This is a genomic window from Shewanella sp. SG44-6 (assembly GCF_014164185.1).
Lineage (GTDB): Bacteria > Pseudomonadota > Gammaproteobacteria > Enterobacterales > Shewanellaceae > Shewanella > Shewanella vesiculosa.
On sequence record NZ_JACJER010000060.1, the window covers coordinates 1 to 14400 of the forward strand.

The window sequence follows — 14400 nt, forward strand, 5'->3', positions numbered from 1 at the left end:
AGTATCTAGGTGCAGTTCCAATTTGTCAGACTATGGGTACATTTTATGTCAGAGTATAGTTATATCTTTTCGGTAAGTTATTGAAAGCTGAAAGCTGCCTATGTCAGACTTTGCTTCCAGCGACAGCTTTAATTAATACCAAACTCCACCCAAACTGGTAGTGTTTGGCCAGCTAGCACAAGTCTCCACTATGAGTTAAATAGATTGAATACCAAAAGCTCCCCAAACCTGTAAGGTTTTTGGGCTTCTTACCCGAAAACGTTGATTTGTGGTTAGATTTAAATATAAATCCATCAAAAGTCACCAAAACGGGGGGGATTTTTTTGTTTCTAAAGCGTCTATGTCGGTATTTAGCCGATTTTTATGATTTTTCTCAAATTTATTACCTACAAGGCTAAGACATCTTAGGCTTATTGGTTATTCATTACTGCTCAGTAAAATTTTTATCGCCTATATATTTAGACAACTTAATCTTGCAATTATAACGAATCATGTTTATAAATCGAATGTGGTTTGAATTTGTGAATTACTAACATCAAATCTACACCGAACTAGTAGAGAGATTGGTTTGACTTCTATTAATGAAGTTTAGTCTAAACAAATAAGAGTTAGAGCTAAGTTTAATATCCATTAGAAGCGCTAACCCTACACCGAACTAGTAGAGAAAGTGTGAGAGATAAGATTACAGCTTTTCACTTTTGAGATTAATAACGACATTCGGGGTTGAAGATTTACAAAACATGATTCCTACACCGAACTAGTGTAGATGACTGGATTTATAAGTCTGTTTGTCAGGTGTTTTATGACTCTCAATTATTTCCGGTTGTATTGCACCACCTCTACACCGAACTAGTGATGTTGTTTCATCCTACAGGGTACGGGGTGCAGTAACCCTACACCGAACAAACTAGGTACGTAACTATGTATATTAAATTTCTCCAAACTGCCATTGATGGCATAGAGAAGCAGAGGTCCGAGCTCGAAGGAATGGCGGTAGAGCTAATCGATGAATATTGGTTAGAGTGGCGCATGAAGAATGCTGAGTTAAAAAAATACTCTAAGCCAGGCGAGTTTCTTGGTGGCGAGGTTGCTCCTAGGGCTGTTACACGCACAGGCAAGTTGTATTTGGAGTGGCTTAGGTTTTCACCTGGCCGACTTGGTAAGCGTAGTAAAAGTTGGGGTGACAAAATCCCAGAAGGTGTTCGTGGTTATTCAGCGGATTCAATCGCGTCCAGATCACCAGATTGGGAGCGTGAGTTAATTGAGCGAACTGAAAAAGAATTGGCATTGTTAAGAGGCGTGATAACGGTGCTTCATGAAAGCAAAATCAAATTGAATAGACAAATTCGAAATTATATTAAAAAGGAGATCCAAGATGCCTGAGTTAACAATAAAGAGTAAAGCGGCTAACCAAAAGCCAACTAACCGAATGACAGTACCTGGTATACGTCCACGAAAAGGTGTTCAGGCAAAGGTGAAGGTTTCTAGTGAGATTTTATATTCACACTTTTTTAGCGCTGCAGATAAGTTTGAGGAAACGATTGGCAGAATTGGCGCGCTTTCAATTATGACCAGCCGGCACCAAGATATTCATGAACGATTTGAAACATGGATGGCTGCTGAATTAAATCAATTAGCGTCTAAAGCTGAGGTTATAACCAAGCTTGTAGCTACTGAGCTTGAAGGTATTAATAGCGAAGCAACGAGCTTTAAAGTTGATACACCTGAAGAGTTTTCATTTACGTGGCGCGTTACTCATCCAATCTTTTGGCGTGTATTTGAGTCTATTGAGGTTCTGGATAAAGCAACTTCAGATTATGAGAATTTATGGGTCCTTGGATTTGTTGGTGACAACAGCAATGTGCAGGTGCAAGGCCTTTGCAAGAATGCGATTAAAAATCTATATAAGCGTATGCGCTATGTAGCATTTCGAAGCAAGGATAGAAAAGGCGGTTTGTTTTCAGATGAAGAGTACCAGTCACTACTAAAAGACTTGAATGTAGATCTGTCTGAAATGGAATCGGATGAAGCAGAAAATTCTTTAAGTGATAACAATAATCAACAAGTAATTAATGGGTAAATAATTGATGATTAACTTGAAAGGTAAGTTTGCTGGTTTTGTGGGCCGATTGCTAGGCGATCGATTACCAGCAACTCCTTCTAAGAAAAAAATCATTAACCTTGAATCTAGTAAGGCGATGATTGATAGCATCGCCTATCCCCCAAGGGCTGATGGTGTAGAAATTCATACTGTTGAAGTGATTTGTGCTGCTCAGAATGATTTATTGAAACTTTGTAAGTTCGAGTTGGGTTTAATAGACCCAATGCAATTAGGGTTTAATGAGAGTGTCTTAAATCATAAAACCCGTATTTTCAACTACCAGACATTGGTCTTGTCAGTAGTAGAAAAATTTATAGGTTATGCACATTTATTGCCTGCTTCAGAAAATCATCATCATGCAGCTGTTGGAGGTTTGGTTAGACATAGCCTTGAGGTTAGCCTTTATTCTTTAAGGCATCTCACTAAGCTTGAGTTGCCTGCTGTGAGATTTCCAGACGAATTGATTTCTAAAAGAGCGCGCTGGGAATATGCCGCCTGGATTACAGGTTTGGCGCATGATTTAGGAAAACCACTATTTGATATGAAGGTCATTGCACCTTCTGGTTTGGTATGGAACCCCAATTCACAGGACATATATACTTGGCAGAATGATAATCAAGTAGAAAAATATCAAGTTGAGTGGCGTCACACATCGAGACACGGAAAACATACTGGTCTAGCGGCGATTATTTTAGAGAGAATATTAACCTCTGAAGCAAAGCGTTTCTTGTTTGATGGCTCGGACGACCTTCAAATTATGATGCAAGAGGCTTTGAGCGGCATAGATAATGGTCATAACCCAATTTTGCAGTCATTAAAAAAGGGAGAAGCCCGTTCTGTTCATAATGATATGAAATGGCAATGGGATAGGTTGACGGGTGGAAGAAAGCAAACCTTGGAAGCCGCCTTTGTTAAAAAACTGACAATGATTAGGCGTGAGTGGAAAATCAACGTCCTTAACGAAAGTAAAATTTGGGTTATAGGTCAAGATGCATTTGTCACCTACCCAGGCGCAATTCAATTAATCATGGACGAATTAAGGAGTGATGGGTGGAGTGTTCCTAGTCAAGCAACCATTATGACTGAAATGCTTTTAGAGCGCCGTTTAGTAGAGCCTATCATCGAAAATTACAATACCGGTTACTTTATGCCTGATGGATGTTCTGGCAGGCCTGACCGTCTGATTAAATTGAAATGGGCTGGGATGCTATTTGAGGATGAAATCATTCCGAGAGGTTCATCAGGGCGCATCGAAGTAACAAAAGATGGTTACAAAGGTGTTATCTATCACCCCAATTCGACTGTAGAAGAGTTTGATATTACCCCGACTGCGCAACCTGAGGTTGAAAGTGTTGAGCCTAAAGAGGTTGAGTCTCCAGCGGAACAAGCTGTGAAAAGTAAATTGGCAAATAAGTCTCCTGAAGCTAAAAGCACTAATAAGCCTGCTAAGGTTACTTCAAAGTCTTCGTTACAAAAGACTACTGGTAAAAATGGGGCTACTAAGTCAGAAAAAGATGAAAGCTCACATCCGGAAAAGAAAGATGCTTTCAAAGGAATTGTATTTGCTAATGCTAAGCCTCCAGCTGAGGTAAATGTTGATCCTACTAGCAAAGGTGTTGCCATTCAATCTGATGATATAACAGCTAAATCACAGACGCAGGATAGCGTTGTTAATGATGCATCGCCTAAGGTAAAGGCTGTTAAGCCAAAAGCTGGTAAAAGTGAAGTCACTGCAGGTGGTGAAGCTTCATTGAAAAAATCTATTTCTAATATACCTGTGAGTGATTCGCATGAACCACCACCTCAAGTAGGCAGCAATCTGGCCTCAGATGTAGAAGTTTCCGCTGTTAAACCTAACGATCAAGATAATACATTGAGCAATGATAAGCCAAACAGACAAAATCTATTTACTAGCATTGCTGGTGGCATAACTGACAATCTGATTACGTCATTTGTTGAAGGTGTCGAATCTGGTGATTTATTAGTAGGTAGAGATTTCACATTATTAGATAAATCTTTAAATCTACCAAATGAAATAGCTAATTCATTAGTAAGAGAAATCGGTGATGAGATCCATCGTTTAAAAAATGACGGGCTTTTGATTCTAAATCCTAAAACACCAAGAAAAACGACTGAGAAGGTCAAGTTCGGAAACGATTTCAAGTGGTGTTATCGAATCAAATTCAATCCAGAACTTACTGAGCTTTTTGGTCAAGTTAAAAACCCAGAACCCAAGTCTAAGAAAACCAATGCTGTGACTCCATCTATTTCCGCTAAACCTTTGGACTCCAATATGAGTTTATCTACTGATTTGGATTTTGAGGAATCGCCGAAGCCGTTAATAGGTACAGATGAAGTATCAATGTTCATGTCTTGGATGCAGGTTCAAGGTGAACCATTGTCAATAATAAATGACCGTGGGGATAAACTTTTCAATTTAAAAGAGTGTTTGTCTAAATATGTAGATAGCCAGCGTAAAGGGGCACCGTTGTTAGAACTTAAAAAAGCTGTAGGTAAAGCAACGCAATCATTAGAGCGAATCGAGGGTACGCCTTGGTTATTAATTAATTTTGAGGGTTTTAAAAATGAGCAGTAATAACTCCAACGGTATTTATCTGGAAAATTTGTTTAGGCCAATCTTTGAATTGAAGTCTTCATACTTTTGGGCTGCATCAGTAGTAGGTACTTTAGGTGCTTGGTCTGCCCATACAGCTGACTCCCCTCAATTAGCAGTGCTTCCATTATCAATTATTGCAGCCTCTTGTGGGATGTGTGTTAAGAGGTTTAAAGATGCCCTTCCCCTGTTGAGGCGACAACTTAAGCTACAGTTTAATTACTATTATTTCTTAGATGCCAATGAATTTAGAGAGCGTAATCTTAAAGACCAAACTAAATCATTCTTAGGTAAAGGTTTTGAGTGGGATGTTGAAATGGCGAATCGAGCTTATCAGCTTCAAGGCATGACAGATAAAGATCGAGTCAACAAACTTCCTATTTGGTTGAACCCAGTAAAAAACAAATGGAAAAAAGATACCGCTGAGTTAGAAGGATACGCTTGGATTAATGGGGTCGGTGATGAAAAAGAAATTATCGCTGATGCAAGTATCCACTACTCGCATAATTTATATACTGGCTTACCTGGTGTTGGTAAAACAGTAATGCTAACCATGGCTTCAACCAACTCGTTACATAGAGGTTGCTCAGTATTGGTTACTGACCCCAAAAATGATCCTAATTGGCGTAAACGATTAAAAGCAGAATGCGAAGCTCTCGGCGTACCTTTTTATTATTTTAGTACCGCAAACCCTTCTATATCAGTAAGAATCGACCCGACTAAAAACTTTACGGTTACGACTGAGCTGGCAAGCCGATTGGCTAATACGTTGGATGGTGATGGAGATTCAGGTGCGTTTAAGGCTTATGCTTGGGACAGTTTTTACCTAACAGCAGACGCCTTGCGATTTGTTGGGCGAAAACCTTCTATCAAATCTATTTCAGATTATATGCTTAATCGCAAATATGAACTGGCTGAAGAAGGTTTAGATATGATTTTACAAAAACATATCGGTTCTAATTGGCGAAGCACAATGACAGAACCATTTGAAAAAGTTGGTGGAGGCTCACTGCTAACAGGGATGATTATGTATTACAAAAATACATTGGTCCCTTCAGGCCATGGCAATGACACGATTTCAGGTTTTTTAGGATTTGTTACTCACGATGCCTCGCATCAATCGAAAATGCTGGCAAGTACCAAACCCATACTTCAACAACTTACAGCTTCCCCTTTGGATGAGTTATTAAGTCCCGATCCCGACGCCGACGATCCTCGACCTATTATAGATTTGAAGAAGTTTGCGGATACTGGTGGTGTTCTTTATGTAGCAACCGATTCTATGGGTAACTCAGAGATTTCATCTGTCGTATCCAAACTTATTATGGAAGATGCTTGTGCTGCAGCTGCAACACGATACAACCATGAACAGGGCGAAGGTAGGAGAACTGCGGTATTTGTTGATGAAGCACATGCGGCAATATCTGATGGTTTAATCAACTTAATGGCTCAAGGGCGTGGAGCTAAATACGAGCTTCATGTAGCAACGCAGTCGTATGCCGACTTAGCTGAGGTCGCAGGTAAAGATTTAGCTGATCGCATAGTGGGTTTAACGTCAAATTGGTTTTGTATGCGTGTACTCGATACGCAAACTAAAAATCTTATGAAAGAGCAGCTGCCAGAGGTCCCTATCAAGGTGAAGCAGTGGCAGTTGAATAACTCGACCAATACCAGCACTGGATTAGCTTCATATAGTGGCAGTGTTGGTGAAAGGATAATGGAGGCTGATAAGGTTTCCTTCCCGATAGCTCTATTAGGAGCATTACCTAAGTTTCAATATTTAGCTAGGTTAGCTGACGGTCGTATGGTTTTGGGAAGAGTCCCAATTTTAAAGTAAATAAAACAGGATTAAAGCATGTTGGAACTAGAAAATTCAGATGTTAACTCAAATTCGGCGGCGGGTAGAATTGCATTGATAGTATTCTTTTTTATCCTAGCTTACGTTTTTGTGGTAATGGAACCAGATACCTTCAAAGAGTCATTAACTGAAGAGGTACACCAAATTGACAAGACCTTGGGTGATAAGAGTGCTCTGGTAATTATTAATAGAGCCAAATCATGGTACCGGTTTACTTTTGAGAAATCAGGATTCAGTGGTTTTTTAAATACATTAACGATGGAGACGGGCTTGAAAGGTGATACCTACTGGAGGACACCAATGGCTCGGATCTCTGAGAACCTTAAAATGCTCTGGTATCAAGCTTGTATGCGGGCTAGCGTGACCTTATTTTGGGCATTTTTAATTTTACCAATGTTCTTCGCAGCATTAGCCGATGGATACTATAAACGAAAAATTAAACAGCATGAATTTACAATTAGCTCAACAGGTTATTTCCGTCTTTCATATTGGTTAGCAATATTAGGTATTGTTTGTGTGAAGCTATATTTTATTGTTCCATCAGCAGGGCTTATGAATCCATTATTTCCTTTGTTTGTTGGATTGGGTATAGCACTTTTAGCCAGAAATCTAATATCTAATGCATCAAAAGTCATGTAACAAGACACCTAATCTTACAGATATAAAAAAATGTGTAGACAAACAACCTAAACATTCTAAAATGGTTTCCGGATAGTTAAAAACATATATCTTGGAGATTAAGAATGACTGAATCTAAAAAAGGAACATCGTTTATGAGTGCTGCTACAGAAAACTTTAAGAACAACAAATCAATGCGCTTAGTAGGTGCTTTAGCAATCCTTGCTGTTGCCTTCCTAGTATATTTGATTGCCACCTCTGGTAACGCTGATGCCGTAAGTGCTGGTAGTGCAACATTGCATACTCAGTTTGACCAAATGTGGGATGAAGTAAAAGGCTTGCTAACTGGCTCTCCAGCTAAGGTATTAATGGGTCTTGGGATTTTGGGTGTTCTTATGTTCTCGGTAGTAAAACCTAACTTAATCGGTTTTGCTGCAAGTGTTGTTACGCTTTTAGTTGTAGCGAATGCTGCAGGTACTATCGATACAAGCTTAACAATTACAGTAGAAAGCCTAAAGGCATTAAAAGAATTGCATTAATTTAGCTTTTCCTACATCAAAGAGGGGTATATCCCCTCTTTTTTGTTAGTTTTTGGTGGTGAAAATGAGCGGTTCAGAAACAACAAAAAAACTCCCTAAGCGTGTTAATGGTGAGATCAAATTAGGTGTAATTCACCTTGTCACAGTGAAATTAATAGCCGTCATAATGGTTTTTGGCATTTATCTTAGTCATTTTAACATCGCAATGATTACTTCTATCGTAGTCGGCCTATGGATGGAGAAAATGATTCAACGTTACGGCAGGGGTATTGTAAAACACTTTTTCTGGCATTGGGGGGTGTGGGTCGTTGATGACAAATACCAAATTCCAAGCCCTGCAATTAAGAAATACTTTAAGTGAGGTTAAAGATGCTATTTAAGTCAAAAGCTATTGAGTCATATGACAATTTAAACAAATCGACTCACAATACAAGTAGAGCTAATTTGGCATTATCAATAGGCATTATTATTCTACTATTAATGCTCTTTAATAAAAAAGAGTCGGTTGTTGCTGTACCACCCAATTTTAATGAACCGATTATCATGGAAGCAGGTAATACCGCCAATAAAGAATTCAAAATTCAATGGGCTATATCGATTGCAACCTTATTGGGTAATGTCAACAAAAAGAATTATCAATTTGTCATAGACCGAATTGTTAGCCTTGTCCCGCCAGAATTAAACCCAAGTAAAGCCGAGTCGTCGATACTGAGTATGCTAGAAGAAAATGAACTCCGTGGCGTTAGGCAGGAGTTTACTTTAAGTGATGCAGCTTATAGCACTGCAGTTGATTATGTTTGGATATTCGGTGAGAAAAAAACAATATCGATCCGTTCTGGCGCTACAGATGCTACCCCTTGGACTTTTGAAATCCGTATAGGAGCAAGAGGTGGCTATCCACGAATTCTAGATATTCAACAGTACGCTGAGTTAGTTATACCGTCTAAACGAGAAAGGGAAATTGCAGCGTCAATGAATGAAAATCCAAATTTAGTTTTGGAAGGTTCTGAAATTATTAGATACGAAGAATCAAAGGGTGAAAAATAATGAGAAATAAAGCATTTTTAGGTCTAGTCGCCTTTACTTACTCATTTGCTGCGCTTGCTGTGAATGAATCGATCTACGATTTGCCTACGGAAGCCATTTCTGAAGAGCGACAAGTCACAGACTCTAATCAGCTATTGGTAACTGAGCGAGTGCCAGAAAATGCAGCTGAAGCTGCTACGATGGCAGCAATGGATAGAGCGATGACGGCAGCAGGGATAGATATCAAAGAGCAGCCAAATTTAGCTATCACAACAGTGAATGGTGTGCCGAGTATCGGTGTTAAGCCTGAAGTTGGGCCTGCTCTTTCTACCCCAGTTAATTTTGACCAAGCAATTAAAGCTCAAAATGTTGTTTCGGGTCGCGATGATTCGATGGACAAAATTCGAAAAAAATATAAGAGTCATCAAAAAGTCAGTATCAAAGCTGGCCATACTGAATTAATTCCTATTAGCGCGGGTATGACGAACCGAATTTGGACCGAGTTTAAAAATGTGAAAACTACCACATCCGTTCCAGCAGATGCAGCACTAATACATGCTGATGGGTCATTCGTTTATATCGTTCCTGGTTCTAACGTTAACTCAATAGATTTAATTCTTGAAGAAGAAGGCGCTCCAGAAACGGCTGTTAACTTAACGTTGATCCCGCTTGATGTTCCACCAGTAATGGTTGAATTAAAAGTCGATATGAATAGGTCACAAAAAGAAGCTCAGCGATTGGCGATAGCTACAAGCGAAGAAGAAGAACTGCTTGAGCTCGAGGCGGCAAAGCAAGCGGAACGGGAACGTCTTTTCTCTATGCAAAACCCAAATGGTGCCGATGCTCATGTAAATTCAATAATGACTTTACTTGAGAAGGTCGCTTTAGCAGATATCCCTACCGGTTATGAATTATTAGAAGGCAATGAGATTGATCCAGCAAAACGGTTTCCTTGTGAAATAAGCAAAATATTACCTCTATACCATGAAGTTAAGCAACAACTAGTAGGTGCGAGGACAGTGGTTGATATTATTGAAATTAGAAATGATGTGAATGGTTTGCGTACATTCAGGGATGAATCCTGCATGGGTGAAAACAAAGAAGATGTGATAGCGGTGGCCGTACTAGATAAAGCAACTTTAGCTCCTGGTGAGAGTGCAGAAGTTTATATTGTTAGGGACCGTTTTTACTTTGAACGTCAAAGTCGCAAGCCTAAACGTAAAAGAGTGGCGAATTAAGGGGTATCACTATGATTAATCAACATATAGAAAAGGCGCGTTCATGGTGGGTTGAACAACCATCTAAAGTGCGCTTAACCGTTTTGGTCTTGGTGGCGTCGGTTCCACTGTATTACATGGTGGATATCATGTTTCCAACACTTGATAATCAACCTCAAGCGAGACAAAAGTATGTTCAACCTACATCGGTATTTGCTTCGACTGCAGGAGCTGACAAGATGGATGCTCAGCATACTGAAGCCAAGCTTGAAGCTTTGAAAAACCAAATTAAGTCCAGGGAAGCTAAAATTGATGCAAAAGAAATGGAGCAGAAAGCTTCAGAGAATCGATTGCAACAACAAATAGATCAAGCAAGATTAGAGGCTGCAGGTACTACCGAGAAAATGAATGAGTTACTTAGGCAGGTTGATTCGTTAAGTAATTACATCACAAAAAATGTGACTAACCCACAATCAGGGAGTGGTAATAATTTTGCTGGTACTCAAAAACCAGCATATGAACCTAAGCCTGGGCAGTTCTCGCTTAATCCAATTATGAAGCAACAACAACTTAACCAGCAGTCTTTGCCAGCACCAAGCCCCCAGAGAAGACAGTTAAGTTTAAGTCGTGGAAGTGAAATGGTAGGTGATACTTCCAGTGAGGAAGATACAAATAATCCTAAATTAACAGCAGCTGCAGAAAAAGCCAAAAAATCAGTAGCTCAAGAGGATTTAGGTGATGTAAACAATGTCCAAAATCAAGAGAATGAGTCTTGGTTGTCAGCTGGAACAGTATTAACTGGAACGTTGGTAACTGGTCATAACGTACCCACCAGCGGTAATGCAGATAGGGACCCTGCCCCAGTGATGATAAAAATCACTAAAGAAGGGATCATGCCAAATAATTTCTCAATTGATTTGCGCGGCTGTATTGTCATCGGTTCAGCAAGAGGCGATTTATCTACTCGTCGCGTATCCATTAGGGCAGAAACCATATCCTGTATCGATGAGGAAGGTCGAGCTATAGAACAACCTCTAATGGCGTCAGCACAAGGTCCGGATGGTCAGGGCGGCATGCCTGCTAAGATGGTAACCCGCTTTGGTGAAGCAGTGAAGCAATCAGCTATCGCTGGTGTTTACAGCACACTTGCGGAAACTAGCGTAAGTTTAGCGAGAGGTAGCGGTAATCAAAATCAACCAGACTTTAACGGTGTTATAGGTTCAGCGGCGGCTGGAGGCGCGGTAACCGGCTTTGATAAAATTGCGGAGTTCTATTTAGAGCTAGCAAATGAAGCTCGACCATATTTAGAAATGCAACCTGGTATCGAAGGTGTAGATTTAGTGGTGCAGCGTGGTCAATCGCTAAAGTGGAAAGGATAATAGTATGAATGATGATAACGATATTAAACCTCTATCAGCCACAAGAGATACACCAGATGTTACACATGTAGAGTCTAATGCTGAGATAAAAACTAATTTAGTCGTTAACAAAAATGGCAGAATAGCTGATTCACTTTCTACGTTCGTGATAGCAGCAGTTGTCGGTTTTTTCTCATATATGGCCGCAGACATTAGTGCAACGAACAAGATAGAAAACTTGAGGCTCGATAACGCACAAGTGAAGGTCTTGAATATACCTGAAGTTGCCGAGCAGTGGTCAGACTTAGAAACAAAACAGCTCCAATTTGCTATAACAGAACTGGTGAATGGTTACACAGACTCAGGTTATCTTGTAATTGATTCAAAGTATGCCCTCGGCGATGTGCCTGACCAGTATTTGATTAACATTGCTGATATCGATGTAGTTAAAGCTGAGTTAGCAAAGCTTATTGAAGAAGGTGGTTTATAATGAAAAAAATAATTGTATTAGCCTTACTAACTCTAGCTGGAACAGCTCATAGTGAAACACTAACAGTAAAATATTGCCCAAGCGAAGCTGATACCCCAAACAGTATAAAAGCGAAGTTAAGTAGGAAAGCTACTGACGAACTCAAGGTGATAGGTTTTAGATATAAGCAAGCCCTACTTGAAATGCACGATGAAGACTCGTTAGAAGTTGATACAAGGGTTTTAGGTGAGCCACCTATAATCACTTCAGTTAGCTATGACGTTGATGGTGATTGTAACTTAGGGATTTACACCTACTAGTGACACCAGCTTAATTACTTTTGGCCGCTCTCAACAGGAGCGGCCTTTTCATTCCTGTAAACCATTAACATTTAAACAAGTCGAAAAGCTATAAAGCCACACCTTAAGTAAGACGTTCACGGAATTAATATGATCGGACTTTAAAATTGTATGGCGCTAACAAATACAATGAGCTCCACAGAAACAACTTCTGCGGATGCGTTTTTATCTTTCTTTTGGGCTAATTAGGTCAGCACTCTCGCATCGGTAATGTTAACCACTAACAATTTGAGCGTTAGGTCGGCAACTCTTAAGCGGCTGCGCTCTCCCTCCTCTTAAAATAAATATCATTTAAATAATTTTGTCTTTAGTTCAGCGTAAAGATCGCCAAATGGCCATATATCGCGTTTACCAACGTGGATGTAATCATTGAGGTAGTCATCTACGTCAAAACTAATGTGACGCATTTTACGAATATTTAGCTCAGCATTCTTGAGCTTATCGATATCTGGTGAGCGCTTAAGGCAAATAGCAGCAGTCTTAGCTTTTAGTAAAGCCGAGTTGATGGCGTCATTAATCGAACACCCAATAGCCTCTATTTCTTTATCTATTTTTGTCTTCTTTTCCGCTGCCTTTGATTCTCTTAAGGCGATAGCTGCAGCTTCCTTATTTTGTTCATCACTCACATATTTCTCAGCATTAAAGGTATTAGCAATAATAAGCGCCGTGTTGTAATCAACCCCGTTGGCCAGTGACACTATGAATGGCCATGGAGTTATATAACCGAAGACATTGAATGTTAGGTTTTGAGTTGCGTAATTCGGAGTAACCGAGGCTTGCTTAAGGTCAACTGATAATCGATGGCGCAGCACGAATTGATTAGGCTTCAGTTCGATAGGAGTAAAGTCATTGGGTTCAGCTAAATGCGTTTGCTTTGGTACGCGCCATTTACGGGCTCCAGAAGCGGTTTTATGGCTTACAAAGCACTTGCCTGTCGTTGTTAAAATATCACCTTTCAATATACGCGCTTCCATAATCACTCCTAGAAAGTTGTTTGGTTAATAAATTATTTAACCATAGAAAGTTACTGACACAAGGAAGTGAGGGTAATTTTTACGTTCATGCATGTGATGGGTTAATAGTTATTTATCAACTAATTACAGTGCTGGTAGAAAGGAAAGATTTGTGACTGCTTAACAAAATTTAAAAAGAGAGGAAAAAAAACCCGCAAAGAATGCGGGAGGAGTTATTGCTATGCTACTTATTATAATGGGTATTCAAATATTCTTTATATCACTCTAAAAATGCATATTGTACAGTTCGCCTGTGATGGGATTCGTTACGGCTATCGCCACTTCTGGTTACCGCTAGAGGTATCTACTTCTAATGAACAGCCACATTCATAACTTACATAAATTGTTTTGTAATCATTCCCGTAGTACCAGTTACTAAAATTACCGTTATCTGGACTCACACTTGGGACCGTAATGCTCATGTTGTTATACCAATCACTGATACCCATAACCAAACCTCTTTTCTTTCAGATGTATCTATTACATCACAGAAATCATTCGATGCAAGGAAGTGAGCGGAAATATCTAATATTCAATGAGTTATTTGCCCAAACCTAAATTGTTACTGGTTAACTTATATTACGATGAAGAATTCCTACAGTAGAGCATGATAATTATAATTCGTGAGTTATTAACAACTGCGTCGTATCGTGTTGGCCTTACAGAGGGGAACACCATTTAGTTATAGATGCAGCGACTAATAGAATTCTTCACCGGTTGCGCTTTTTAGGGCTTTTTATTGTTTTTTTGATGCTCTTTAAGCTTTCTGTCCGAAATCCTTTTTAATATCCTCCCTCTTGCTGCTGCAGGCGTGTTGTAGTCATCTGTTAATGACAGCCCCATTTTGATATTAAACATCAAATCAACTTCCCAGGGACTTCTTCGAATGCATGATTCATCCAAGAACTGGCCAAAGGATTTAGCGTTGCCTGCATCGATGCGCCTCTTTATTCTGTTAGTGACTAAATCTAATAAACGGTGTGCCCTTTGTATGCCGATGTTAATAACAAACAATTTTGCTATTTGCTCACAAGGTAGAAGAGACACGTTAGAATCGATATACATAATATAGGTCCACCAGAATTAAATAAGTTGGTTTAAAATTGTTCATTTATTTACGTTGTATTCACTTTCAGTCATGTTTTATCTTCTTAAGGACATTGGGATTAGCAAAAGGGTTAAAATACAAAAACTTATAGTTGCAAGGTTAAGTTGGTTGTAAATATAA

Annotated in this window: 14 protein-coding genes; 12 read left to right on the forward strand and 2 right to left on the reverse strand. The window is 39.4% G+C overall.

The window, feature by feature from the left end; genetic code table 11:
- The first annotated feature begins 921 nt into the window (after positions 1-921).
- From mobI to H5185_RS12120, 12 genes are all read left to right on the forward strand, one after another.
- Positions 922-1383, forward strand: coding sequence for a conjugative transfer protein MobI(A/C) (gene mobI, locus H5185_RS12065; RefSeq protein ID WP_182742198.1), 462 nt, complete (start codon positions 922-924; stop codon positions 1381-1383).
- Complete coding sequence (locus H5185_RS12070) at positions 1376-2080, forward strand: hypothetical protein (RefSeq protein ID WP_182742199.1); 705 nt, start codon at positions 1376-1378, stop codon at positions 2078-2080. Before mobI ends, H5185_RS12070 begins: the two co-directional genes overlap by 8 nt.
- A 7-nt stretch (positions 2081-2087) precedes the next feature.
- Positions 2088-4697: a MobH family relaxase gene (gene mobH / locus H5185_RS12075; protein ID WP_182742200.1), complete on the forward strand. Its 2610-nt coding sequence runs from the start codon at positions 2088-2090 to the stop codon at positions 4695-4697.
- Complete coding sequence (traD, locus tag H5185_RS12080) at positions 4687-6552, forward strand: conjugative transfer system coupling protein TraD (RefSeq protein WP_182742201.1); 1866 nt, start codon at positions 4687-4689, stop codon at positions 6550-6552. The genes mobH and traD overlap by 11 nt, the downstream gene beginning before the upstream one ends.
- An 18-nt stretch (positions 6553-6570) precedes the next feature.
- Complete coding sequence (locus tag H5185_RS12085) at positions 6571-7212, forward strand: DUF4400 domain-containing protein (protein WP_182742202.1); 642 nt, start codon at positions 6571-6573, stop codon at positions 7210-7212.
- 104 nt (positions 7213-7316) lie between these two features.
- A complete protein-coding gene (locus H5185_RS12090) occupies positions 7317-7730 on the forward strand; it encodes a hypothetical protein (RefSeq protein WP_182742203.1) in 414 nt (137 codons plus the stop codon).
- A 64-nt stretch (positions 7731-7794) separates the two neighbouring features.
- Positions 7795-8091 (forward strand): hypothetical protein, encoded by a 297-nt coding sequence (locus H5185_RS12095; RefSeq protein ID WP_182742204.1) that lies wholly within the window; start codon positions 7795-7797, stop codon positions 8089-8091.
- Positions 8092-8174: 83 nt separating this feature from the next.
- Positions 8175-8777 (forward strand): TraE/TraK family type IV conjugative transfer system protein, encoded by a 603-nt coding sequence (locus H5185_RS12100; RefSeq protein WP_182742205.1) that lies wholly within the window; start codon positions 8175-8177, stop codon positions 8775-8777.
- Positions 8777-9994, forward strand: a complete 1218-nt coding sequence (locus H5185_RS12105) for a type-F conjugative transfer system secretin TraK (RefSeq protein ID WP_182742206.1) — start codon at positions 8777-8779, stop codon at positions 9992-9994. Before H5185_RS12100 ends, H5185_RS12105 begins: the two co-directional genes overlap by 1 nt.
- Before the next feature lie 11 nt (positions 9995-10005).
- Positions 10006-11352 (forward strand): TraB/VirB10 family protein, encoded by a 1347-nt coding sequence (locus H5185_RS12110; RefSeq protein WP_182742207.1) that lies wholly within the window; start codon positions 10006-10008, stop codon positions 11350-11352.
- 4 nt (positions 11353-11356) lie between these two features.
- Positions 11357-11821 carry a hypothetical protein gene (locus H5185_RS12115; RefSeq protein WP_182742208.1) on the forward strand — a complete coding sequence of 155 codons (465 nt, stop codon included), beginning with the start codon at positions 11357-11359 and terminating at the stop codon, positions 11819-11821.
- Positions 11821-12120 (forward strand): hypothetical protein, encoded by a 300-nt coding sequence (locus H5185_RS12120; protein ID WP_182742209.1) that lies wholly within the window; start codon positions 11821-11823, stop codon positions 12118-12120. The genes H5185_RS12115 and H5185_RS12120 overlap by 1 nt, the downstream gene beginning before the upstream one ends.
- Before the next feature lie 326 nt (positions 12121-12446).
- On the opposite strand, the gene H5185_RS12125 is transcribed toward H5185_RS12120, so the two are convergent.
- On the reverse strand, positions 12447-13118 hold the full coding sequence (locus H5185_RS12125; protein WP_182742210.1) for a hypothetical protein: 672 nt from the start codon (positions 13116-13118) through the stop codon (positions 12447-12449).
- A 780-nt stretch (positions 13119-13898) separates the two neighbouring features.
- Positions 13899-14237, reverse strand: coding sequence for a hypothetical protein (locus tag H5185_RS12130; RefSeq protein WP_182742211.1), 339 nt, complete (start codon positions 14235-14237; stop codon positions 13899-13901).
- Positions 14238-14400 lie beyond the last annotated feature (163 nt).